Source organism: Parafrankia soli (assembly GCF_001854695.1).
Lineage (GTDB): Bacteria > Actinomycetota > Actinomycetes > Frankiales > Frankiaceae > Parafrankia > Parafrankia soli.
This window is the reverse complement of record NZ_MAXA01000268.1, coordinates 53989-75631: the sequence shown is the minus strand read 5'-3', so window position 1 is coordinate 75631 and position 21643 is coordinate 53989. Positions and strand designations below refer to the sequence as shown.

Annotated in this window: 13 protein-coding genes; 10 read left to right on the top strand and 3 right to left on the bottom strand. The window is 73.3% G+C overall.

What is annotated here, in order from left to right:
* The first annotated feature begins 682 nt into the window (after positions 1–682).
* From BBK14_RS31830 to BBK14_RS31810, 5 genes are all read left to right on the top strand, one after another.
* Positions 683–1663 (top strand): hypothetical protein, encoded by a 981-nt coding sequence (locus BBK14_RS31830; RefSeq protein WP_071066853.1) that lies wholly within the window; start codon positions 683–685, stop codon positions 1661–1663.
* Between the two features lie 303 nt (positions 1664–1966).
* A complete protein-coding gene (locus tag BBK14_RS31825) occupies positions 1967–2290 on the top strand; it encodes a DUF6343 family protein (protein WP_083391396.1) in 324 nt (107 codons plus the stop codon).
* Positions 2291–2412: 122 nt separating this feature from the next.
* Positions 2413–3708: a DUF445 domain-containing protein gene (locus tag BBK14_RS31820; RefSeq protein ID WP_071066852.1), complete on the top strand. Its 1296-nt coding sequence runs from the start codon at positions 2413–2415 to the stop codon at positions 3706–3708.
* 11 nt (positions 3709–3719) lie between these two features.
* Positions 3720–5354, top strand: coding sequence for a glycosyltransferase family 87 protein (locus BBK14_RS31815; RefSeq protein WP_071066851.1), 1635 nt, complete (start codon positions 3720–3722; stop codon positions 5352–5354).
* 663 nt (positions 5355–6017) lie between these two features.
* Positions 6018–7418 (top strand): DEAD/DEAH box helicase, encoded by a 1401-nt coding sequence (locus BBK14_RS31810; protein WP_198541493.1) that lies wholly within the window; start codon positions 6018–6020, stop codon positions 7416–7418.
* Positions 7419–7581: 163 nt separating this feature from the next.
* Here the strand turns inward: BBK14_RS31810 and BBK14_RS41030 are convergent, their stop codons facing one another.
* Positions 7582–7758, bottom strand: a complete 177-nt coding sequence (locus BBK14_RS41030) for a hypothetical protein (protein ID WP_235013670.1) — start codon at positions 7756–7758, stop codon at positions 7582–7584.
* Positions 7759–8111: 353 nt separating this feature from the next.
* On the opposite strand from BBK14_RS41030, the gene BBK14_RS31800 reads away from it, so the two are divergent.
* The 4 genes from BBK14_RS31800 (at position 8112) to BBK14_RS31785 (ending at position 16048) form a co-directional block, all read left to right on the top strand.
* Positions 8112–9686 (top strand): pyridoxal phosphate-dependent decarboxylase family protein, encoded by a 1575-nt coding sequence (locus BBK14_RS31800; RefSeq protein ID WP_071066848.1) that lies wholly within the window; start codon positions 8112–8114, stop codon positions 9684–9686.
* Between the two features lie 405 nt (positions 9687–10091).
* Positions 10092–13628 carry a DNA polymerase III subunit alpha gene (gene dnaE, locus BBK14_RS31795; RefSeq protein WP_071066847.1) on the top strand — a complete coding sequence of 1179 codons (3537 nt, stop codon included), beginning with the start codon at positions 10092–10094 and terminating at the stop codon, positions 13626–13628.
* Positions 13629–13957: 329 nt separating this feature from the next.
* Positions 13958–15439, top strand: a complete 1482-nt coding sequence (locus BBK14_RS31790) for an SAM-dependent methyltransferase (RefSeq protein ID WP_071066846.1) — start codon at positions 13958–13960, stop codon at positions 15437–15439.
* Positions 15440–15538: 99 nt separating this feature from the next.
* Entirely contained in the window at positions 15539–16048 is a 510-nt protein-coding gene (locus BBK14_RS31785; RefSeq protein WP_071066912.1) for an NUDIX domain-containing protein, read from the top strand.
* A 235-nt stretch (positions 16049–16283) separates the two neighbouring features.
* On the opposite strand, the gene BBK14_RS31780 is transcribed toward BBK14_RS31785, so the two are convergent.
* Both BBK14_RS31780 and lat read right to left on the bottom strand, forming a co-directional pair.
* Complete coding sequence (locus BBK14_RS31780; protein ID WP_071066845.1) at positions 16284–17885, bottom strand: aldehyde dehydrogenase family protein; 1602 nt, start codon at positions 17883–17885, stop codon at positions 16284–16286.
* Positions 17882–19330, bottom strand: coding sequence for an L-lysine 6-transaminase (gene lat / locus BBK14_RS31775; RefSeq protein WP_235013671.1), 1449 nt, complete (start codon positions 19328–19330; stop codon positions 17882–17884). The genes BBK14_RS31780 and lat overlap by 4 nt, the downstream gene beginning before the upstream one ends.
* A gap of 397 nt (positions 19331–19727) precedes the next feature.
* Between lat and BBK14_RS31770 the strand changes: the two genes are divergently transcribed.
* A complete protein-coding gene (locus BBK14_RS31770; protein WP_071066843.1) occupies positions 19728–21509 on the top strand; it encodes a protein kinase domain-containing protein in 1782 nt (593 codons plus the stop codon).
* The last annotated feature ends 134 nt before the right edge of the window (positions 21510–21643 follow it).

Sequence of the window (21643 nt, the reverse complement as noted above, 5' to 3'; positions counted from 1 at the left end):
CCGCACAACCCGCAAGCCGCTGTCCGAACACGGGATGGTCGCAAGACCGCGGACAGGGCGCGAGCGATCAGGCTCATTCGATCGGGCATTACGCGGGTACCGGCCGTCCGCCGTTCGACTCCGGTCCCACGGACGCGGTGCTGTACCGCATCGTCCACGGCACACCGCGCCTGGACGGCCTGCCCGGCTGTCGCACGGCTGGAGCAGAGCGCGGCCGGGCGGCGCCGCCTCGCCGTCGACGGTGCCGGGACGACCTTCGCCGCCGCGGGCGGCGGGGGCGGCGGGGGCGGCGGGGGCGGCCCGACCGTGTTCACCGTGGACCCGGCGCGGCTCGTCCGGCTGGCCTGCGCCGGTGAGGACGCGCCCGACGAGCGGTGGTGGTCCCGGGAACTGCCGGACGTCCCCTTCCTCGGCCCCTGCACACGCTGCGCGAGCGCCCACTCTCGATATGGTCGCCCGACGCGGCAGGCAGGCGCTCAGCGCCAGGTACCACCCACGCAGCGCGACCAGCGGCGGCCGCCCCCCGTGGATGCAGGTCACAACACTTTCCCCGCCGCCACCTGGCACGCCACCGTGGACATGCAGGACACCGGGGCGCAACGGGGCCGACGCGGCCAGACCACCATGAGCAGCCGAATCACACCGACGCCCGCCATCCGTTTGGAGAAGGAGCGTTCGGTCCATGACTGTCGGGGAGTGGCTCGTCTCGGTCGGGGTGCGTCATCTGGTGACGATGCCGGACGGGCCGTCCCCGGGCGCGGCGCTGACGGGGCCGGGCTCGCCCCACCAAATCGCCGCCCCGGATGAGGCCTGCGCCCGCCTGCTGGCGACAGCCGCCGCCGCACTGGGCCACGGACCTGGCGCGACCTGGGACGGCGAGGTGCTCACGCTGCTGTCCGCGCCGGCCGTGGCCTCCCCCGGGGCCCCGCCCGCCGCACCGACCCGGGTGGATCCGATCCCCTCACCGGCCGCCCTGGTCGCCGCGCTCGAGGCGGCCCGCGCCCGCGGCACGGCCGAGATCCGGCTGCGGCTGGGCTTCCCCCTGGACTTCCCCGTCCCCGTGTCTGCCGCCGCGCCCGCGCCCGTGGCGACGGCGACGGCGACGGCGACGGCGACGGCGACGGCGACGGCGACGGCGACCGAATCGGGCACCGCGGCCGGTGCGGCGTCCGAGGTCGTCGGCTCGCTCCTCGCACGGGACGACGCGCCGCTCAACCCGGCCCGCGCCGCCGCCGACGTCGCCGAGACGCTGCCGGCGAACGGGATCGTCCTGGCCGAGCCGGGTGCCGCCGGGCTGTGGGTGGATCACACCGTGCCCACTGTCGGCGGAGAGGTGCGCGTCGCGCCAGCCGGGGGCGGTGTGGCGGTGGCCGGTGCCCTGCTGGCATGGCGGCAGGGCCGGGTGGGGGTGGCGGTCGTCGAGCAGCCCCCGACCGGCACCGCCGCCACCCTGCTCGAGCTGGCCTCGGATCTGGATGCCAGCCTGGTCGTCGAGGTGTGGGGCCGCAGGGGCGGGCTCCGCTCGGCCTCCGACCACCGCGAACGCCTGGCCGCCGCGCTGGGTGCGGGCGGGGTCCGGGTGATCGAGGTCCCGGTCGATTTCACCGCGACGAAACTGCTCATCGACGCGGTCGGCGACGCCGCGGCCGCGCAGGCACGCTAACGCCGGGCTACCGGCACCGGGGCTCTGGCGGCGGGACACCGAGGCCGCCGCCCGGCGACCGACCGGGCCGCGCTAGCGAGAACATCGCGGGAACAGGCGGGAACGCGCCGTCACCTACGCTCGCAGACCCCTCCACGCCTTTATCACGGGATGAAGCATCGGAGGGGGCCAGGCAGGCCGACAGGCAACTTCCTGCCAAACCTTTTCGATACCCTTTTTATGTCTGATGATTACTTTCCTGTGACCTCCCCTGCTGCGGGGTGGTCCTGGTTCGTCCGCGCCTGGGCGGGCACACCGCAGGGCGTGACCGCTCCAGTGCCCCGGCAGCGCACCGAACGCCCCGCGCACCCCCCACCCTGGTGGCGCACACCGTGGTGGCGCCGGCTGGGCTCGCTCGGCGACGCGCGGACGGGTGCCGCGCCGGCCGCCAGCGCCCTCGGCCTGCGCCGGGCGCTGGCCGTGTTCGGCCTGGTCTTCTGCGGGGTCTTCAGCGGTCTGCTCGCGGTGGCCGGCCGAACCGTGCCGGCGGTCGTTCTCGGGATCATCGCCGCCACGGCGCTGGTCGACCTCGTCGTCATCCATCGCCGCGCGGGCGCGGCCCGCCGGGCTGACGGGCCGCGCCCGTAGGGTGTTGCTGTCTCCCCGCCGGAGCGGGTCGGCGCCGCCGCGCGAGCCCGGCCCGGGCCCGCGCTCTCCGGCAGGGTCCTGCGGAGGGGCGGGCGGGCGCGGATGACACCTGTGGGCGGGCGATGACACTGACAGCGACGGGCGGGGCCCCACGCGATCTCGGCGGCGACCCGTTCAGCGAGGCCCGCATGCGCCAGGGGCTGCGCCGGATGCGCACCATCGCGACCGGGCTGCTCGCCTTCATGGTCACCGTGTACGTCGTCGCCTGGCGGTGGGACGCCTCCGGCGCGCCGGGCTGGGTCGGCTACGTGGCGTCCGCGGCCGAGGCCGGCACGGTCGGCGCGCTGGCTGACTGGTTCGCGGTCACCGCGCTGTTCCGGCACCCGCTCGGGCTGCCGATCCCGCACACCGCGATCATCCCGCGCCGTAAGGACGCCCTCGGCCGCGGCCTGCAGAACTTCGTCGGGACGCACTTCCTCGCCGARGAGGTGATCCGCGAGAAACTGGACCAGCTCGGGGTCGCCAGCCGGGTCGGTGGCTGGCTGCGCCGCCGGGAGAACGCCGAACGCGTGACCTCCGAGGTCTCGGCACGGGTGGCCTCGATGATCTCCGGCATCAGTGACGACCTCGTCCGCGAGCTGGTCGAGAAGACCGTCCTGCCCCGGCTCGTGGAGCGGCGGTGGGCGGGGGTGCTCGGGGTGGCCCTCGACCGGGTGGTCGCGGAGGGCACGCATCATCACCTGGTCGACCTGCTCGTCGCCGAGATCGAGGACTGGCTGAAGCAGAACCCGGACACGGTCGTGCGGATGGTCCGGGAGCAGGCGCCGGCCTGGTCGCCCAAGTGGCTCGACGAGGCGGTCGCCGCCAAGGCGTACGCCGAGGCGCTGCGGTTCGCCGCCGACCTGCGGAGGGACCCCGACCACCGGGTGCGCCGCGCGCTGGACTCCTTCCTCACCACGTTCGCCGAGCGCCTGCGCACCGACGACGAGCTCGGCGACCGGGTGGAGGCGCTGAAGCGGCGGATCATCGCCCACCCGGAGACCGACCGGGCGGTGTCGGCGATCTGGGCGACCGCCCGCGGCGTACTGCTCGACCTGACCACGGACCCGGACGGAACCGCGCGCACCAGGGCCACCGAGGAGCTGGCGGCCTTCGGGAACCGGCTCGCCACCGAGCCGGCGCTGGCGTCCACCGTGAACCGGGCCGCCGCCGACATCGCCGCCCGCACCGTCGGCCGCTACCGCGAGGACATCGCCGCCGTCATCGGGGACACCGTGGCCCGCTGGGAGCCGGCTGACACGTCCCGGCGGATCGAGCTGCACGTCGGTCGCGACCTGCAGTTCATCCGCATCAACGGGACGGTGGTCGGCGCGCTCGCCGGCCTGGTCATCCACCTGCTCACCGAGCTGCTGCTCTGACGGGTGGGAACATGACCGACGCAGCACACGACGACCCTGGGGGTTGGGTGGAGCGCCGACCGGAGCAACGCGGCACGGGGCCGGGCCGTGCCCGGCCGCCGGCGGCCGTGGCCGCGGCGGCCGGCGCCGCGGGCCCGCTCGTCATCGCCGGGCTCCTCGCCCTGATCTGGGTGGGCTACGTGGCCCCGATCGCCCACTTCGACGTCGACGTCTTTCTCCGCGCGGGCGCGGCGGTCGCCGACGGCCGCGACCCCTACCCCCCGCCCGGCACACCCGAGGTCTACTCCGGTTTCGCCTTCGTCTACCCGTACCTGGTGTCGCTGCCGTTCGTCCCGCTCTCCGCCCTTCCCGGCGCCGCCGAGCTGTTCATCGCGCTGTCGGTGGTCGCCCTGCTCGCCGCCTGCCGGCTCGCCGGCGCCGGCCGGTGGACGTTCGCCCTGGTGCTGACGGCGTCCTGCACCATCACCGGGCTGCAGATGGGCACCCTCAACGCGCTGCTGTTCTGCGGGCTGGTGGCACTGTGGCGGCTGCGGGACGTCCCCGTGGCGGCCGGGGTCCTCACCGCGGTGCTCGTGTACAGCAAGCTCTTCCTCGTCCCGGTCGTGCTCTGGCTCGCGCTGACCCGCCGGCCGCGCGCGACGGTGGTGGCGCTCGTCACCCTGGCCGCGCTGTTCGGCGTCGGGGAGATCTACAGCCCGGTGGCGGCGCACACCTACGCCGACATGCTGTCCGTCCTCGCCCGCGAGGAGGCGCCCGACGGGCTGAGCCTCACCGGGCTGCTGATGAACGTCGGGCTCGGCCTCGGCGCCGCCACCTGGGGCGCCCGCGCCGCCGCCGGCCTGCTGCTGGCCGGATGTCTGTGGCGGGCCCGCGGGCGGAGCCGCGCCGGCGGCGACGGGCTGCTGTTCGCCGGCGTGGTGGCGGCGGCACTCGTGGCCTCGCCGATCGTGTGGAGCCACTATCTGCTCCTGCTGGTGGCCCCGCTGCTCGCGATCACCCGCGGCGGCCCGGGCCACCCGGCCGCCCCCGGCGACCCGGACCTGCCCCTCGCTCTGTTCACCGGCGGCAGCTGGCTGCTGGTGACCCCACATCTGAGCACTCCGATCGACCTGCTCGTGGCGGCCGTCGTCCTCGGTCCGCTGGTCGCCCTGCCGCTGGTGCGCACGGCCCGTCGGCGGCGGGAAGGACGTCCAGCCGACCCGGACCAGGCGACCGAGCCGGACCATGTGGCTGGGTCGGGCCATGGGGCCGAGCCGGCGGTCGCGGCACCGGCCGTGGCGGTGCCTGGGAGCCCCGTACCCGGGCTGGCCGCGGCCGAGCCGGTGGCGGCGCCACGGATGGCCATGACGGCGCTACGGGCTGTCCTGGTGGCCGCGCTGGTCGGCGGGGTCGGGGCGGTGTGCTGGATCGCGGCGCGCGCCCGCGGCGAGGACGCGCGGGTCGTCGGCGCCTACGGGGCGCTCGTCGGAACGCTGGCCCTGCTGGCCTGGGCGGTCGGCGCCAGCCGGGACCGGGGGGCCGCGCAGCCTGGTCCGGCGGGCCCGCTCGGCCCGGTGAGCCCGCGCCGGCGCCGGGTCCGGTGGCCGGTGCCGATGCCCGCCACCGGCGCGCTGCGCACCCGAACGGGCCGGGTGCACCCCCAGTAACAGATGCCCRCCAGGCATGGGCAATCCGGCGTATGCTGACGTCTTCAAGGTCATCTAAAGAGGAAATGTCGTCCAACCGACTCCGAACCGCAGTTCGGCGCTTCACTGGACCAGATGTGACGTAGAACCTCCTCCCCTGATGGTTAACCACACACCTCGCGCCCCCCGATCACGGCCCGGTACGAGGTAACGTCTTCATGTCGGCGTCACCGAGGGCAACCACCCCCGGGGCGGCGACAAGATCTCTGGGGCATCCGGCCAATCGGGCCGGATGTCCGAAGGTCGGTGCGAGCGCCATGGCGGTCTCAGACCGCGGTTGGGTCCGGTCGCGTGAAAACCGGCCGCCCCCTGGCCGCCGGACGACACTTTCCGCGCTTGTAGACCACGCCGCATGGCGCGTGGAACCGACGTGGCGTTGTTCTGTCGGCCCTGACCTGATCGGCGGATCCCCTGACTCAGCCCCGCAGCACCCAGCCCACCCCCGCCCACCGTCCGGCCCGTCCCTCCCGGGGCGGCCGTACCCGTCCCACCGGACACGGCCGCGGCGGGCCTCGTCCCGCCCCGTTCCGCGGCGGTGAGCGCCCGGCGGCGCGCCCGGCGCTCGCCACCCGCTCCCCCCGTCCGCCCGCCGAGTCCTTCGCCGAGGCGGGCCTGCCCCCGCGGCTGGTCTCCGCCCTCGCGGACAAGGGCATCCACGGGCCGTTCCCGGTCCAGGCCGCCACGTTGCCCGACGTGCTGGCCGGCGAGAACGTGCTCGGCCGGGCCCGCACCGGCTCCGGCAAGACCCTGGCGTTCGGCCTGCCGCTGCTCGCCCGGCTCGCCACCACCGGCGCCGCCCGCCCCCGTCAGCCCCGCGGGCTGATCCTCGTCCCGACCCGTGAGCTGGCCCAGCAGGTCAACGACGTGCTGGCCCCGCTCACCCGGGCGCTGGGGCTGTGGATGACCCCGGTCTACGGCGGAACGTCGATCAGCCGGCAGATCTCGGCCCTGCGCCGGGGTGTGCACCTCGTCGTCGCCACCCCGGGCCGGCTCACCGACCTGGTCGAGCGCGACGCCTGCATCCTCGACGAGATCGAGATCACCGTCCTGGACGAAGCCGACTTCATGTGCGACCTCGGGTTCCTCCCCGCGGTCAAGGCGCTGCTGGACATGACCCCATCCGACAGCCAGCGGCTGCTGTTCAGCGCCACGCTGGACCGCGAGGTCGAGGTCCTCGTCCGGGGCTACCTGCCCGAGCCGGTCCTCGTCGCCGTCGACCCGGAGGTGTCGCAGGTCTCGACCCTGGCCCGGCACGCGATGGAGTCCGTCGACCGCACCGCCCAGCTCCGGCTGGTCACCGCGCTCGCCTGCGGCGCCGGCCGCACCCTGGTGTTCGTGCGCACCCAGCGCGACGCCGACCGCGTCGCGCAGGCGCTCACCGAGGCCGGGGTACCGGCCGAGCCCCTGCACGGCGGCATGCCGCAGGGGGCCCGCACCCGGGCGCTCGCCGGGTTCACCGACGGGTTCTACCGGGTTCTGGTCGCCACCGACGTCGCCGCCCGCGGCATCCATGTCGACGGCATCGGCCTCGTACTGCACCTGGGCCCGCCCGAGGACGCCAAGACCTACCAGCACCGCGGCGGGCGCACCGCCCGGGCCGGGGCCGACGGCGCCGACGTCCTGGTGACCGTGCCGGCCGAGCGTGGCAAGGCCCGGTCGCTGCTGCGGGCCATGGGCATCCCGACCCAGCCGGTCCCGACGCAGCCCGACGACCCGATCGTCGCCGAGCTCGCCGGACCGCCGGCGCCGCCGGTCGACCCGGCGACCATCCAGGCCCGCCGCCAGCGCAGCGACGGCCGGCGTGGTGACGGCCGACGCGACGGTGGCGGCCGCCGGGACTCCGCCCGGCGCGACGGCGCGCCGCGTGAGGGCGGCCACCGGCGCGGCGGGCCGGGCGCCCGCACCGCCGGCTCGACCTTCACCGGGGCGGCCCGCGACGCTCACCGCCCGGGCCGCCCGGCCCGGGGCCTGGCCCAGACGCGCCCCGCGCCGCGGGTGGACCCCCACCCCGCGCCCGGAGCCTGATCCCACCGCCCCGGGCCTGACTCCGACTTCGGGTCAGGCCCGGGGATGGCTCTCATACGAACGGTGCCCCGGAACGCTTCCGCGTTCCGGGGCACCGGTGGTTTCGTCTCGGCTTCCTGGATCAGTCGCGGGCCGCGACCTCCGGAGGATCACCCGACGGTGGTCACAGCGAGCGCGAGACGCCCAGTCGCAGCCGGTTCGGGTTCGCCACCGGGCCCAAGGAGAGCCCATCGGTGCTCGTCTCCGAGAGGTCGGCGACATCCGCCGTTACTGAGACCACCTCCCGCTGACCTGGCACCACAGACCCCATCTCGGGGCCAACCGACTCGTCCTGCTCCATGCGCAACACCTTTCCGAAGAGGCGCCGAATCGACACTGGATACCAAAACGGTATCGAGTGGACCCACATCCTTACGCACCAGGTGTCTGCGGTCACAGTGATCCCGACCCGCCCCCGGCGCCGGGTCCGATGTGCTCGCTCCGGACGTCCCGTGCCACTCACAGCCACCACCAGCACGGACGATTGGCCGGCCGCGTGGCGCCGGCCTCCAGTCGGGAGGGTCACGCCGGCGCGCGGGTGGGCCCGGATGTCCGGCATTCTCGGGACACAGCTCGCGGACGGGCCGGAACGGCCGACGGGAAGCAGGCGGCTCGGCGGCCGGCGCGGACCGTCCAGGACTGGAGGGGTGACCGGTGGCGGGAGGCCGACTCGACGGCACAGACACGCTGGACGGCACAGACACACCGGATGGCACGGACACACTCGGCGGCACGGACACCCCGAACGGCGCGCAGACTTCGACAGCCCAGGCCGCGCAGGTCCGGGCGGCGACGGTCCGGGCCTTCGAGCATGTCGCGGGGTACCTGGACGGCCTGCGGGAGCGCCCCGTCGCCCCGGCCTCGGGATACGAGAAGATCCGCGCCCAGCTCGGCGGGCCGCTGCCGGCCGGGCCCTGCGATCCCGTCGAGGTCGTCGACACGCTCGCCGCCGCGGCGGCCGACGGGCTCACCGCCACCGGGTCGCCCCGCTTCTTCGGGTACGTGATCGGCGGGATCGTGCCCGCGGCGCTGGCCGCCGACGTGATGGCCGTCGCCTGGGACCAGAACGCGGGCCTGTCCAGCCTGGCCCCGGCGGCTGCCGCCGCCGAGTCGGTGGCCGGGTCGTGGGTCAAGGAGCTGCTCGGGCTGCCCGCGTCCGCCTCGGTCGGAATCACCACCGGCACGCAGATGGCGCACGTGACCGCGCTGGGCGCCGCACGGCACCGGGTGCTGGCCCGCCACGGTTGGGATGTGGAGGCCGACGGCCTGCACGGGGCCCCGCCGGTGCGCGTTCTCGTGGGCGCCGACCGGCACACCACGGTGGATGTCGCGCTGCGCCTGCTGGGGTTCGGTACCCGCCGGCTGACGGTGGTGGCCGCGGACGAGGCGGGGCGGATGCGGCCCGACGCGCTGCGCGCGGCGCTCGCGGACGGGTCCGGCCCGGCGATCGTGGTGGCCCAGGCCGGCGAGATCAACACCGGCGCCTTCGACCCGCTCGCGGAGATCTGCGCGATCGGCCACGAGCACGGGGCGTGGGTGCATGTGGACGGCGCCTTCGGACTGTGGGCGGCCGTGTCCGCGTCGGCCCGGCGCCGGGACCTGGTCGCGGGGATGGCGGCTGCCGACTCCTGGGCCACGGACGGGCACAAGTGGCTCAACGTGGCCTACGACTGCGGGATCGCGATCGTCGCCGACGATCGGGCGCACCGGGCGGCGATGTCCACCCGGGCGGACTACCTCGTCCACGCCACGGACGGCGAGCTCGACCCCCTGGAGTGGACGCCGGAGTTCAGCCGGCGGGCCCGCGGGTTCGCCCTGTACGCCGCGCTGCGCTCGCTCGGGCGGTCGGGCCTGACCGAGCTGGTCGACCGCTGCTGCGCGCACGCGCGGCGCTTCGCCGTGTCCCTTGCCGCGCTGGACGGCGTCGCGGTGCTCAACGAGGTCGAGCTCAACCAGGTGCTGGTGCGGGTGGACGACGACGACGCGACGACTGCCGCGACCACGGATCTGGTGGTCGCGGGCGGGGAGGCGTTCGTGTCGGGCACGGTGTGGCGCGGCCGGGTGGCGATGCGGGTCTCGGTCTGCAACTGGACGACGACCGAGGCCGACGTCGACCGGGCGGTGGCCGCGGTGGCGGCCGCCGCCACCGGGGCCCGCGCCGGCAACCGCCCCCGCGCCGCCGCCGCCCACACGACCAGCCATCCTCGCGCGGGCTCGGCAGGCGGGTAGCCCGACTCGGCCCGACCAGCGCCGCACCGTCCTCGGTGCAGTCCGGTGCGCAGTCCTGCGTGTAGTCCTGCGTGTAGTCCGATGAAGAGCCGGCGGGTGTGCGACGGCCTGTTTGCGTGCCCCCGGGCGGGACACGTCGGCATCTTCCCGAAGTCCGTCCAGCGGGCCGGGTTAGGCTGCTGGGAAGACGCCGGACGACGACCGGCACCCCACACGGACACCGAGAGACACAATGCCGTCACCGTCACCCCGAGAATCAACCTGAGGACAATTGAACGAGGGAACTACCTAAATCTCGTCACACGTTTCTCAGCGCGTCACCGAACACCCCGAGCCACCGCCCCAGCACCGCCTCCCACAGAGCATCGACCGGCGTGCCCTCCGCGCGCGGGAAGGTCCGACGACATGCCGAACTCTTTCGTCCACCTTCACGTTCACACCGAGTACTCGATGCTCGACGGTGCGGCACGACTCAAGGACATGTTCAACGAGGTCTCGCGGCAGGGCATGCCCGCCGTGGCGATCACCGACCACGGCTACATGTACGGGGCGTACGACTTCTACAAGCAGGCGACCGCGGCGGGCGTKAAACCGATCATCGGCTGCGAGGCATACGTCGCGCCGGAATCACGGCTGCTCAAGCAGCGCGTCCGCTGGGGCGAGCCGCACCAGAAGAGCGACGACGTCTCCGGCGGTGGCTCCTACACCCACATGACGATATGGGCGCGGAACGCCGAGGGCCTGCACAACCTTTTCCGGCTCAATTCCCGGGCGTCCATCGAGGGCCATTACATCAAGTGGCCGCGCATGGACCAGGAGATCATCTCCGAGCACGCCGCGGGCCTGATGGCGACGACCGGGTGCCCGTCCGGAGAGGTCCAGACGAGGCTGCGGCTCGGCCAGTACGACGCCGCACTGAAGGCCGCCGCGACCTACCAGGAGATCTACGGCCGCGACAACTACTACTGCGAGATCATGGACCACGGCATCGAGATCGAGCGCCGGGTCCGTGACGGGCTGGTCGACATCGCCCGCGCGCTCGACATGCGTTTCGTGGTCACCAACGACTCGCACTACACCTACGAGTCCGAGCGGACGACCCACGCCGCGCTGCTGTGCGTCCAGACCGCCTCGACGGTGGCGAACCCGTCCTTCCAGTTCGAGGGCTCGGGCTACTTCCTGAAGAGCGCCGAGCAGATGTACGCGATCGACACGTCCGACGCCTGGCAGCAGGGCTGCGAGACGACGCTGATGATCGCCGAGCGGGTCGACCCGGCCGGCATGTTCACCAAGCAGAACCTGATGCCGCGCTTCCCCGTCCCCGAGGGGGAGACCGACGAGTCGTGGTTCCGCAAGGAGACCTGGGCGGGCATGGCCCGCCGCTTCCCCGACGGGTTCGACGAGGAGCACCGCGCCCGGGTCGAGTACGAGCTCGGGGTCATCCTCGCGATGGGCTTCCCGTCCTACTTCCTGGTGGTCGCGGACTTCATCATGTGGGCGAAGAGCCAGGGAATCCCGGTCGGCCCCGGGCGCGGGAGCGCGGCGGGCTCCATGGTCGCCTTCGCCCTGGGCATCACCGACCTCGACCCCATCCCGCACAGCCTGCTGTTCGAGCGGTTCCTCAACCCCGACCGCGTCTCGATGCCGGACATCGACATCGACTTCGACGAACGTCGGCGCGGTGACGTGATCCGCTACGTCACCGAGAAGTGGGGCGACGACCGCATCGCCCAGATCGTCACCTACGGCACCATCAAGGCGAAGGCCGCCATCAAGGACTCCTCCCGGGTCCTCGGCTACCCCTACGCGGTGGGCGACCGGATCACCAAGGCGATGCCGCCGGCCGTCATGGGCAAGGACATCCCGCTCGGCGGGATCTTCGATCCCAAGCACCCCCGCTACAGCGAGGCCGGCGAGATCCGGGGTCTCTACGAGTCCGACGCGGACGTCCGCAAGGTCATCGACACGGCGAAGGGCCTGGAGGGGCTCATCCGCCAGGCGGGCGTGCACGCCGCCGGTGTGATCATGTCAGCTGAACCGATCATCGACCACATCCCGGTGTGGCGTCGCGACGCCGACGGCGCGATCATCACGCAGTTCGACTACCCGACCTGCGAGAACCTCGGCCTGCTGAAGATGGACTTCCTCGGCCTGCGCAACCTCACCGTGATGGACGACGCGGTGCGCAACGTGGAGGCGAACCGCGGCTTCAAGATCGATCTGATGGGTCTGGAGCTCAACGACGCCGCGTCCTACGAGCTGCTCGCCCGCGGCGAGACGCTCGGGGTGTTCCAGCTCGACGGCGGGCCGATGCGCTCACTGCTGCGGATGATGCGCCCGGACAACTTCGAGGACATCTCCGCCGTCCTCGCGCTGTACCGGCCGGGGCCGATGGGCGCCAACTCGCACATCAACTACGCGCTGCGCAAGAACGGCCAGCAGGAGATCACCCCGATCCATCCCGAGCTCGCCGAGCCGCTGGCCGACATCCTGGACACCACCCACGGCCTGATCGTGTACCAGGAGCAGGTCATGGCCATCGCGCAGAAGGTCGCCGGCTACACGCTCGGCCAGGCCGACCTGCTGCGCCGCGCGATGGGCAAGAAGAAGAAGGAGATCCTCGACAAGGAGTTCGTGYCGTTCTCCGACGGCATGAAGGCCAGCGGGTTCTCCGAGGCCGCCATCAAGACCCTGTGGGACATTCTCGTCCCCTTCTCCGACTACGCCTTCAACAAGGCGCACACCGCCGGCTACGGCCTGGTCTCCTACTGGACGGCCTATCTCAAGGCGAACTTCCCAGCCGAGTACATGGCGGCGCTCCTGACCTCGGTACGCGACGACAAGGACAAAAGCGCGATCTATCTGAACGAGTGCCGGCGGATGGGAATCCGCGTCCTGCCGCCGGACGTGAACACCTCCGACGCCGACTACACCGCGCACGGCGACAACGAGATCAGGGTCGGCCTCGCCGCGATCCGCAACGTCGGCATCAACGTCGTCGAGTCGATCGTGCGCAACCGGAAGACGAAGAGCCGGTTCACCTCGTTCCCCGACTTCCTCGACAAGGTCGACGCCGTCGCCTGCAACAAGCGCACGGTCGAGTCGCTCATCAAGGCCGGTGCGTTCGACGCCCTCGGCCACACCCGCCGCGGCCTGGTAGAGAAGCACGAACAGGCCGTCGACGCGGTGATGGGCGTGAAGAAGAAGAACGCCGAGGGCCAGTTCGACCTCTTCGCCTTCGACGGCGAGGACGCCGAGGAGGACACCGCCCCCATCTTCGGCGTGCAGGAGTTCTCCGACCAGGAATGGGACAAGTCCGTACTGCTCTCCCACGAGCGGGAGATGCTCGGGCTCTACGTCTCGGACCATCCGCTGCTCGGGGTCGAGCACATCCTCGCGGCGAAGGCCGACTGTGGCATCGCCTCCCTCAACGGCGGCGACTACCCGGACGGCTCGGTCGTCACCATCGGCGGGATCATCTCCAGCCTGCAACGCAAGGTGACCAAGCAGGGGAAGCTGTGGGCCCTGGCCACCGTGGAGGACCTCGAGGGCGGCCTGGAGGTCATGTTCTTCCCGGCGACCTACGAGACCTGCTCGACCCAGCTCGCCGAGGACGCGGTCGTCATCGTCAAGGGGCGGGTCGACAAGCGGGAGGACACCCCGCGCCTGGTCGCCTCGGATCTGACCGTGCCCGACCTCAGCGAGCACTCCCTGAGCCCGCCGGTGGTGATCACCCTGCCGGCGTCGCGGGTCAACCCGCCCACCGTCGATCGGCTGCGCGAGGTGCTCGGTGACCACCCCGGCACCACCGAGGTCCACCTGCGCCTGCAGTCGGCGAGCCGCACGACCCTGCTCCGGCTCGACGACGCTTACAAGGTGCAGCGGACGGCCGCGCTGATGGGTGACCTCAAGGCCCTGCTAGGGGCCTCCGCCGTCGCCTGAACAAACCCCCGGCCGGGGCCCCTGCCCGGGGCTCCCGCCGCGGTCCGACGCCTGCCGTCACCTCCTCCGCGCGACGCTGGCTGGTGGCCCATCACCGCGACACGCGCGACGCGATCCGCGACACCGTTTGCGACACCCCTCGCCGGGGGGAGCATGGGCGTTGACGTGGGTTCGCGTCGCCCTGCCTTCGCCGACGCCACCCCTGGCAGACTGATGGGCCGAGTTCCGCGTGCACCGCGAGACCGGCCTCCGGGCCGCGTGCGCACCGCGCGGGCCCGGTGGCGGCGCCTCCGGCAGGCGGACCCGGTATCCCGGGACCGGAGGAGAATGTGACGGTCGATCGTCCCGTCGACACAGAACCCGACCAATCCGCGCTCGACCAATCCGCGCTCGACCAGCCCGCACTCGATCACCAGCCCGCCGCCGCGACACGGCCGGACCGGCCCTCAGCGCCGCCGCTGACGGCCGACGCGGGGCCGCCTCGGCAGTGGAGCCCCCCGACGACCCGGCCCGCGGGCTTCGACTGGCCGTCCGAGGTCGACCGGGCCGGCCGGGACCTGCTGCTCGACCTGTTCGGGCCCGACCCGGAAGTCCGCGTCGAGATGTGGGACGGGTTCATCCTCGGGCCCGACACCTCGACGAAGGTGGTCATCCGCTCGCCGCACGCGCTGCGACGGGCGCTGTTCCACCCCGGCGAGCTGGGGTTCGCCCGCGCCTACGTGGCCGGCGACGTCGAGATCGACGGGGACGTCTTCGCCGCGCTGGCACTGCGGGAGCGGATCGCGCGGCTGCGGCCGTCCCCGGCGGCGGTGCGGGCGCTGGCGGTGCTCGTCCGCCAGTTCGGCCCGCGGCCGCCGCAGCCGCCTCCAGAGGAGGCCCGGATGCGTAGGCACGGCCGGCAGCACAGCCGTTCCCGCGACGCCGCCGCGATCTCCCACCACTACGACGTCTCGAACGACTTCTACCGGCTGGTCCTCGGGCCGTCCATGACCTACTCGTGCGCGGTCTGGGACTCACCGGCCACCAGACTGACCGCCGCGCAGACAGCCAAGCACGAGCTGGTCTGCCGCAAGCTCGGTCTGCGGCCCGGCGAGCGGCTGCTGGACATCGGCTGCGGCTGGGGCAGCATGGCGCTACATGCCGCGTACCACCACGGTGTCCAGGCGGTGGGGATCACGATCTCCGCGGAGCAGGCAGCCGAGGCACGCCGCCGGGTCACCGAGGCGGGCCTGGAAGACAAGATCGAGATCCGCCTGCAGGACTACCGGGAGATCACCGACGGCCCGTTCGACGCGATCAGCTCGGTGGGCATGGTCGAGCACGTCGGCCGGGCGAAGCTGCCGATCTACTTCGACAACCTGTTCCACCTGCTCCGGCCGGGCGGGCGCCTGCTCAACCACGGCATCTCCTTCCCCGGCGACCCGGTCGGGGCCGCCCGCGGCCGGCCGCGACTCGGTCCGCTCCCACTGCCCCGCGACGCTGACTTCCTGCACCGCTACGTCTTCCCCGACGGGGAGCTGCACGAGATCGGCGCGCTCGTCACACTGATGCAGGCCGGCGGCTTCGAGGTGCGCCATGTGGAGAACCTGCGCGAGCACTACGCGCTGACGCTGCGGGCGTGGGTCACCAACCTGGAGAACCGGTGGGACGAGGCGGTCGCGCTGGTCGGGGCGGGCCGGGCCCGGGTGTGGCGGCTGTACATGGCCGGCTCCGCGCTCAGCTTCGAGGCCGGCCGGTCGCAGATCCATCAGGTCCTGGGCGTGCGCCCCGATTCCGGCGCCTCGCACCAGCCGCTGAGGCCGTCCTACTGACCGACTGGGCGTCCTACTGACCCCGTCTGGGAGGTCGGACGACAAGGATCCGAGGATCCCCCGGTGTGCCCCGTCGGCCCGGGCTGGGATCGTGCCACCGTGAGCGAACTGGTCGAGCACGTCGACGGGCAGGACCGCGTGCTTGGAGTAGTCACCCGCGGCGATGCGGTGCGTCAGAGTCTGCCGCACCGCATCGCCGCGACGATCTGCCGCGATGGAGCGGGCCGGATCCTGGTACTGCGGAGATCCGAGCGCCTGACCCGGTTCCCCGGACACTACGACGTGCTGGTCGGCGGCGCGGTTGGGGTGGGTGAGTCCTACGAGGACGCGGTCGCCAGAGAGCTGACCGAGGAGCTGGGCCTGCGCCTGCCCGTCCGCTTCATGTTCAAGTTCTTCCACCGGGATGCCACCGGTCCCGTTTGGATGGGAGTGCACGAGGCTCTGGTGGTGAACCACCCCCTGGCCCCGGACCCCGAGGAGATTTCCTGGCACGGCTGGCTGACCAGTGCCGAGACAGACGCAGTCGTCAACCGACCGCGCTTCGCGCCCGGAGGGCGAGAAGCGATGTACCGGTATCAGGAACATCGGAACCGTCCAGCAACGCCCTGACCGCCCGCCGGCCACCGCCAGGCCCACCGCGCACATTTCCTGCAGGCGATGCCATCCGCCCCCCCCCCCCGCGGAACCACCAACGATCATGCGCAATCCAGCTCTTATACACGGCCAGCTCCGCCGCCGGGCGATGTGTGGCCGTTCAGTGAGTCCAGGCTGTCACTCAGCCGCCGCGGTTCCTCGACGCTGTGCATAGCGACCACGCTGGCCTGATACTCATCGCTTCGAGGCGTCAGCGCGGCAGGCGGAAGCCGAGGTCGGCCGGGGGGACGGAGACGTCCAGCTGGGCCTTCTGGAGGCGGCCGGAGAGTTCCCAGGTCAAGGACTGCCAGCGGGTCACCTGGTCGAGGACCCACTGGCCGGACTGACGGGCGCCGTTGCCGGAGCGCCCGTTGCCGCCGAAGGGCAGGTGCGCCTCGGCGCCGGAGGTGGAGGTGTTCACGCTGACCATTCCGGCGCGCACCCCGCGCCGGAAGCGCCGGACGGTCACCGGGTCCCCGGTGAAGATCGACGAGGACAGCCCATAGCCGGGCAGGTTCGCGAGCTCGACGGCCTCCTCCAGGTGGCGGTAGGTGGTCAGCCCGACGATCGGGCCGAAGGTCTCCGCGGTGAACAGCTCGTCGTCGGGGCGTACCCGGTCGACGACGACCGGGTGGTAGTAGAGGCCGGGCTCGGGGTCGCCGACGAACCCGCGCCGCGGGCTGGCCGGGCCGATCCGGCCGAGCGCGGTGGACCCGAACGGCTCGTGGTGGTCGCGGACGCACGCCAGATAATCCTCGAACCCGGCGGCGAACCGCGCGTCGAGCAGCGGGCCGTAGAGGACGTCCCGGGTCGGGTCGCCGAGCACGGCGCCGCTGACGGCCGCGGCCAGCCGGCGCCGGAACGCGTCGTGCACCGACTCGTGCGCGATCACCGTGCCCAGCGAGGTGCACCGCTGGCCGGCCGTCCCGAACCCGGCGAACAGCGCGGCGGCGACGGCGGCGTCCAGGTCGGCGTCGGGGGCCACGACCATCGGGTTCTTGCCGCCCAGCTCCAGGCAGGGCGACTGCAGGTGCCGGCCGCAGAGCGCGCCGACGAAACGGCCGACGGCCGTCGAGCCGGTGAAGCCGACCTTGTCGACGAGGCCGGCGTCCAGGGCGCGTTCGAGGCCGAGCGAGGTGGCCGGGCCGTCGGCGAGGACGAGGTTCGCCACGCCGGGCGGAACGCCGGCGGCGGTCAGCAGGTCCATCAGGGCCGCGGCGCAGGCGGCGGCGTACTCGGCGGGCTTCCACACCACCGCGTTGCCGGTCAGCAGCGCCGGCACCAGATACCAGGACGGCACCGCCACCGGGAAGTTGCCGGCGGTGATCACCATGACCACGCCGAGCGGCTCACGGTAGGTGAACAGCTCCCGGTCGGGCATCTCGGAGGGCACCGTCTGGCCGTGCGGGCGCCGGCCCTCGCCGCGGAACAGCGCGCAGGTGTCGATGATCTCGCGGACCTCCCCGCGCGCCTCCGCCAGCGGCTTGCCGACCTCCCGGGTGACCAGCCGGGCCAGTGTCTCCGCGTTGTCCTCGACGAGCCGTCCGAAGGCGCCGACAACCTCGCCGCGCACCGGCGCCGGGACGTCGGCCCACTCCCGCTGGGCGGCGCGGGCGGCGGCCGCGGCCGCGACGATGGCCTCCGCCCCGTCCAGCACGACCTCGGCGACGACGTCGCTCAGGCGGGCCGGGTTCGTCGAGCTGACGACGCGCGCGGTCTCCGGGGCGATGCCCGCCGGGCCGGCCGCGGCGTACAGGTCGTGCTGGCGGCCGCCGATCACCGCCGCCACCCGGCGTGGATGAACGAGCGTCATAGCGGTCCTTTCTCCTGCGTGGCGGTGACCGGCGGCGAGGCCTTCTCAGCAGCCTCGGGCTCCGCCGGAACGAGGGACTCCGGCGAAACGAGGTGGGTGAGCACCCGGTCGAGGGCACGCACCCCGGCGGCGAGCTCCTCTGCGCCGATGGTGAGCGCCGGACGGAAGCGCAGCGCCCGCTCCCCCGCCGGCAGCAGCAGGACGTGCTCGCGTTCCCGCAGCAGCCGGACGACCTCGTCGCGCAGGGCACGGTCGGGCAGGTCCACGGCGCACATCAACCCACGGCCGCGGGCGTTGCTCAGCAGGCGGGGGTGGCGGCGGGCCAGCTCCTCGAGTCCGGCCAGCAGATCGGAGCCCAGGACGGCGGCCCGGTCGAACAGCCGCTCCGACTCCATGATCTCCAGCATTCGCCGGGAACGCACCATGTCGACGAGCCCACCGCCCCAGGTGGAGCTGATCCGGCCGGGCAGCCGGAAGACGTTGTCGGCGACCTCGTCCACCCGCCGCCCGGCCATCACCCCGCCGAGCTGGACCTTCTTGCCGAACGCGACGACGTCGGGGCGCAGGCCGAGCTGGGTGTGCGCCCAGGCGGAGCCGGTCAGGCCCACCCCGGTCTGCACCTCGTCGACGACGAACAGCGCGTCGTGGCGCTCGCACAGCGCCGCCATCGCGCGCAGGAACTCGCCGCGGAGGTGGTTGTCCCCGCCCTCGGCCTGGATCGGCTCGGCGAGGAAGCAGGCGATGTCGTGGCGGTGGCGGGCGAACGCCTCCTCGGCCTGCGCGAGCGCGCGCCGCTCGGCGGCGACCACCGCGTCCAGCGCCGCGCCGGTGCAGGGGAAGGTCACCGCCGGGCAGTCGACCCGGGGCCAGTCGAAGACCGGGAAGCGCGCGGTCTTGACCGGCTCGGTGTTGGTCACCGAGAGGGTGTACCCGCCGCGGCCGTGGAACGCCGACCGCAGGTGCAGCACCCGCCCGCCGAGCTCGGCGGGCCGCCCGTGTGCCTCGTTGTGCCGGCTCTTCCAGTCGAACGCGCACTTGAGGGCGTTCTCGACGGCCGCCGACCCGCCCTCGACGAAGAACAGGTGCGGCAGCTCCGGGTCGCCCAGCACCCGCGCGAAGGTCTCGACGAACTCGGCGTAGGCGGCGGTCGCCATGTCGGGGTTCGCCGGCTTGTTGACGGCCGCCCGGGCGAGCTCGGTGAGGAACTCCGGGTCGCCCAGCAGGGCCGGCGGGTTGATCCCGAGCGGCGCGGAGGCGAAGAAGCTGTAGAGGTCGAGGTAGCGCGTCCCGGTACGGGCGTCGACGATCGTGCTGCCGGTGCTGGCCGTCAGGTCGCAGACGACGTCGTACCCGTCGGTGAGGACGTGTCGGGACAACATCGGGATCACGTCGGCCGGCTCGGCCCGGGCACGGCTCCCCCCGCCCGGGCGGCCCGCGACACTCATGACGGCCACGGCCGGCCTCCTTCCAGCACCGCGCGGCCGTCCCACGAGGACGTCCGCGTCAGGGCACCAGGGTCGCGGTTACCGAGCGGAACCGCGATCCGATCATGGACAGCCCGGCCCCGCGGGCCGCCGGCACCCGGCCGCCCGCCACCCCATCGCGCCACACGAATCATCTCCTACCAGGACAGATCAGACACCAATACAGGCACCTGGCGTGGTGCGTCGACCCCGCCTTCTGGGAACATCCCCTTCTGGGATCACCGGAAAAGTCCGACCGGTCGCGTTCCGGCGTCCCCGACAGGTTCCACCTGGAACGTCCAGCGTCACCGGACGCACCAGGCGGGCCACCACCGAGCGCCGCACGGGCGCCCCCGCACGAGGAGGTATCCAGGACGCGGTGCTGACGCCCCTGACCACGGACGACCCGCAGCGGATCGGTCCGTACCGGCTGGCCAACCGCATCGGCGCGGGCGGCATGGGCATCGTCTACCTCGGCTTCTCCGACGACGGCAAGCCGGCCGCGATCAAGGTTCCCTCGGCGGGGCTGGTGGACGACCCCGAGTTCCGCGCCCGCTTCCGGCAGGAGGTGGACGCCGCCCGCCGGGTGCGCGGCAACGCCGTAGCCGCCGTCATCGACGCCGACCTCACCGGGACGCGCCCGTGGATGGCCACCGAGTACGTCGAGGGCCGCAACCTCACCGACGCGGTCGCGACCCGGGGCCCGTTCGACGAGCGCCTGCTCACCGGGCTCGCCGTCGGTCTGGCCGACGCCCTGGTCGCCATCCACGCCGCCGGGGTGGTGCACCGCGATCTCAAACCGTCCAACATCCTGCTGGCCTGGGACGGGCCCCGCGTCATCGACTTCGGCATCGCCCGGGCCGAGAACAACACCTCGCACACCCGGGCCGGCAGCCTCATCGGCACCCTGACCTGGATGGCGCCCGAGCAGCTGCGCGGCGAGCGGGCCGGGCCGGCCGCCGACGTCTTCGCATGGGGGGCGTGCGTCGCGTTCGCGGCGGCCGGGCAGCCGGCGTTCCGCGGCGACCGGGCCGAGGCCGTCGGCCTGCAGATCCTCACCGGCGAGCCGGTGCTGGAACGCCTGCCACCGACCATCGAGCCGCACGTGCGCGCCGCGCTGCGCAAGGAGCCGGCCGCGCGGCCCAGCGCCGCCGAGATCCTCGGCGGGCTGCTCGGTCGGCCGGTCAGCGGCCCGGCCGACTCGGACGCGGCGACCGGGCTCCTGATGAGCCGGTGGTGGAACCTGCCGCCGACCCCGCCCGAGGGCGCCACGCCGCTGCGCGGGCACCCGCCGGCGGGCAGTCATCCCCGGGACGCCGATCCACACGGTGCCGGTCCACGGGGCGGCCCACCTCCCAGCGACTCCTACCGGGGCGGCTGGGCCGACTCCGGCCAGTCGGGCGGTGGCTGGCCCGGCTTCGGCGGGCCGGGCACGGGACCGCCCGGAGCAGGACGTCCGGACGGCGGCGGACGGCCCGATCACGGCCGTCGCGGGATGCCCGTGGCCGTGCTCGCCGCCCTGGCGGTGCTGCTCGTCGTCGGTGGCGTCACCGCGGGAGCCCTGCTGCTGTCGGGCAGCGATGGGGACGGCGGCCAGGCCGGCCCGTCCACGGGGCCGGACGTGACCTCCACCCTGAGCGGCCCGACCACCGCCCCCAACGGCGGGCCCACCACCTCGGCCGGGCCGACCGGGCCGGTCACGAACCCGACGAGCCCCGGCTCGGGCGCCACCACAGCGCCACCGACCACACCCGGGAGCGGGCCGACATCCACCTCGACGCCACGGCGGGTGATGAGCGCCGACGAGGCGGCCGGGGTCGTCCGCGAGCATGGCTACACCCCCGACATGGGCTCCTACGACCCGGACCGGATGCTCAACCTCGTCCGCGGCACCAGGCAGGGGGATGACGGCCGGCAGCGCCAGACGGCGTTCGTCTTCGCCGACGGCGAGTACCAGGGCACCGACACCAAAGCGCCGAGCAACGCCATCACGGTGGAGGTCAGGACGAACACCGACGCGACGGTGACCTACCAGACCTACGTCGCGAACGGAACGACACCCACGGGGACGACGTCGGTGCGTTTCCGCTGGAACGGCACGGATTTCGTGGCCCTCGACCCCATCCCGTCCGATGATCCGACGGTGGACAACCACCGCTGACGTGGCCATCGAGAACCGGCGACCCACCCCCCAACCGGGCGAGTGTGACGGGCACAACGGACGCACCCGGACGGGCCTACCGCGATTCGGGCACGAGAGTTGGCATTGTGGGACGCCCGACACAGTCGGGCGAA

Bases quoted from the DNA above. Each gene is read 5' to 3' on its own strand.
- BBK14_RS31830 (WP_071066853.1), top strand. From the start codon at position 683: ATGACTGTCGGGGAGTGGCTCGTCTCGGTCGGGGTGCGTCATCTGGTG.
- BBK14_RS31815 (WP_071066851.1), top strand. From the start codon at position 3,720: ATGACCGACGCAGCACACGACGACCCTGGGGGTTGGGTGGAGCGCCGA.
- BBK14_RS41030 (WP_235013670.1), bottom strand. From the start codon at position 7,758: ATGGAGCAGGACGAGTCGGTTGGCCCCGAGATGGGGTCTGTGGTGCCA.
- BBK14_RS31780 (WP_071066845.1), bottom strand. From the start codon at position 17,885: ATGACGCTCGTTCATCCACGCCGGGTGGCGGCGGTGATCGGCGGCCGC.
- lat (WP_235013671.1), bottom strand. From the start codon at position 19,330: ATGAGTGTCGCGGGCCGCCCGGGCGGGGGGAGCCGTGCCCGGGCCGAG.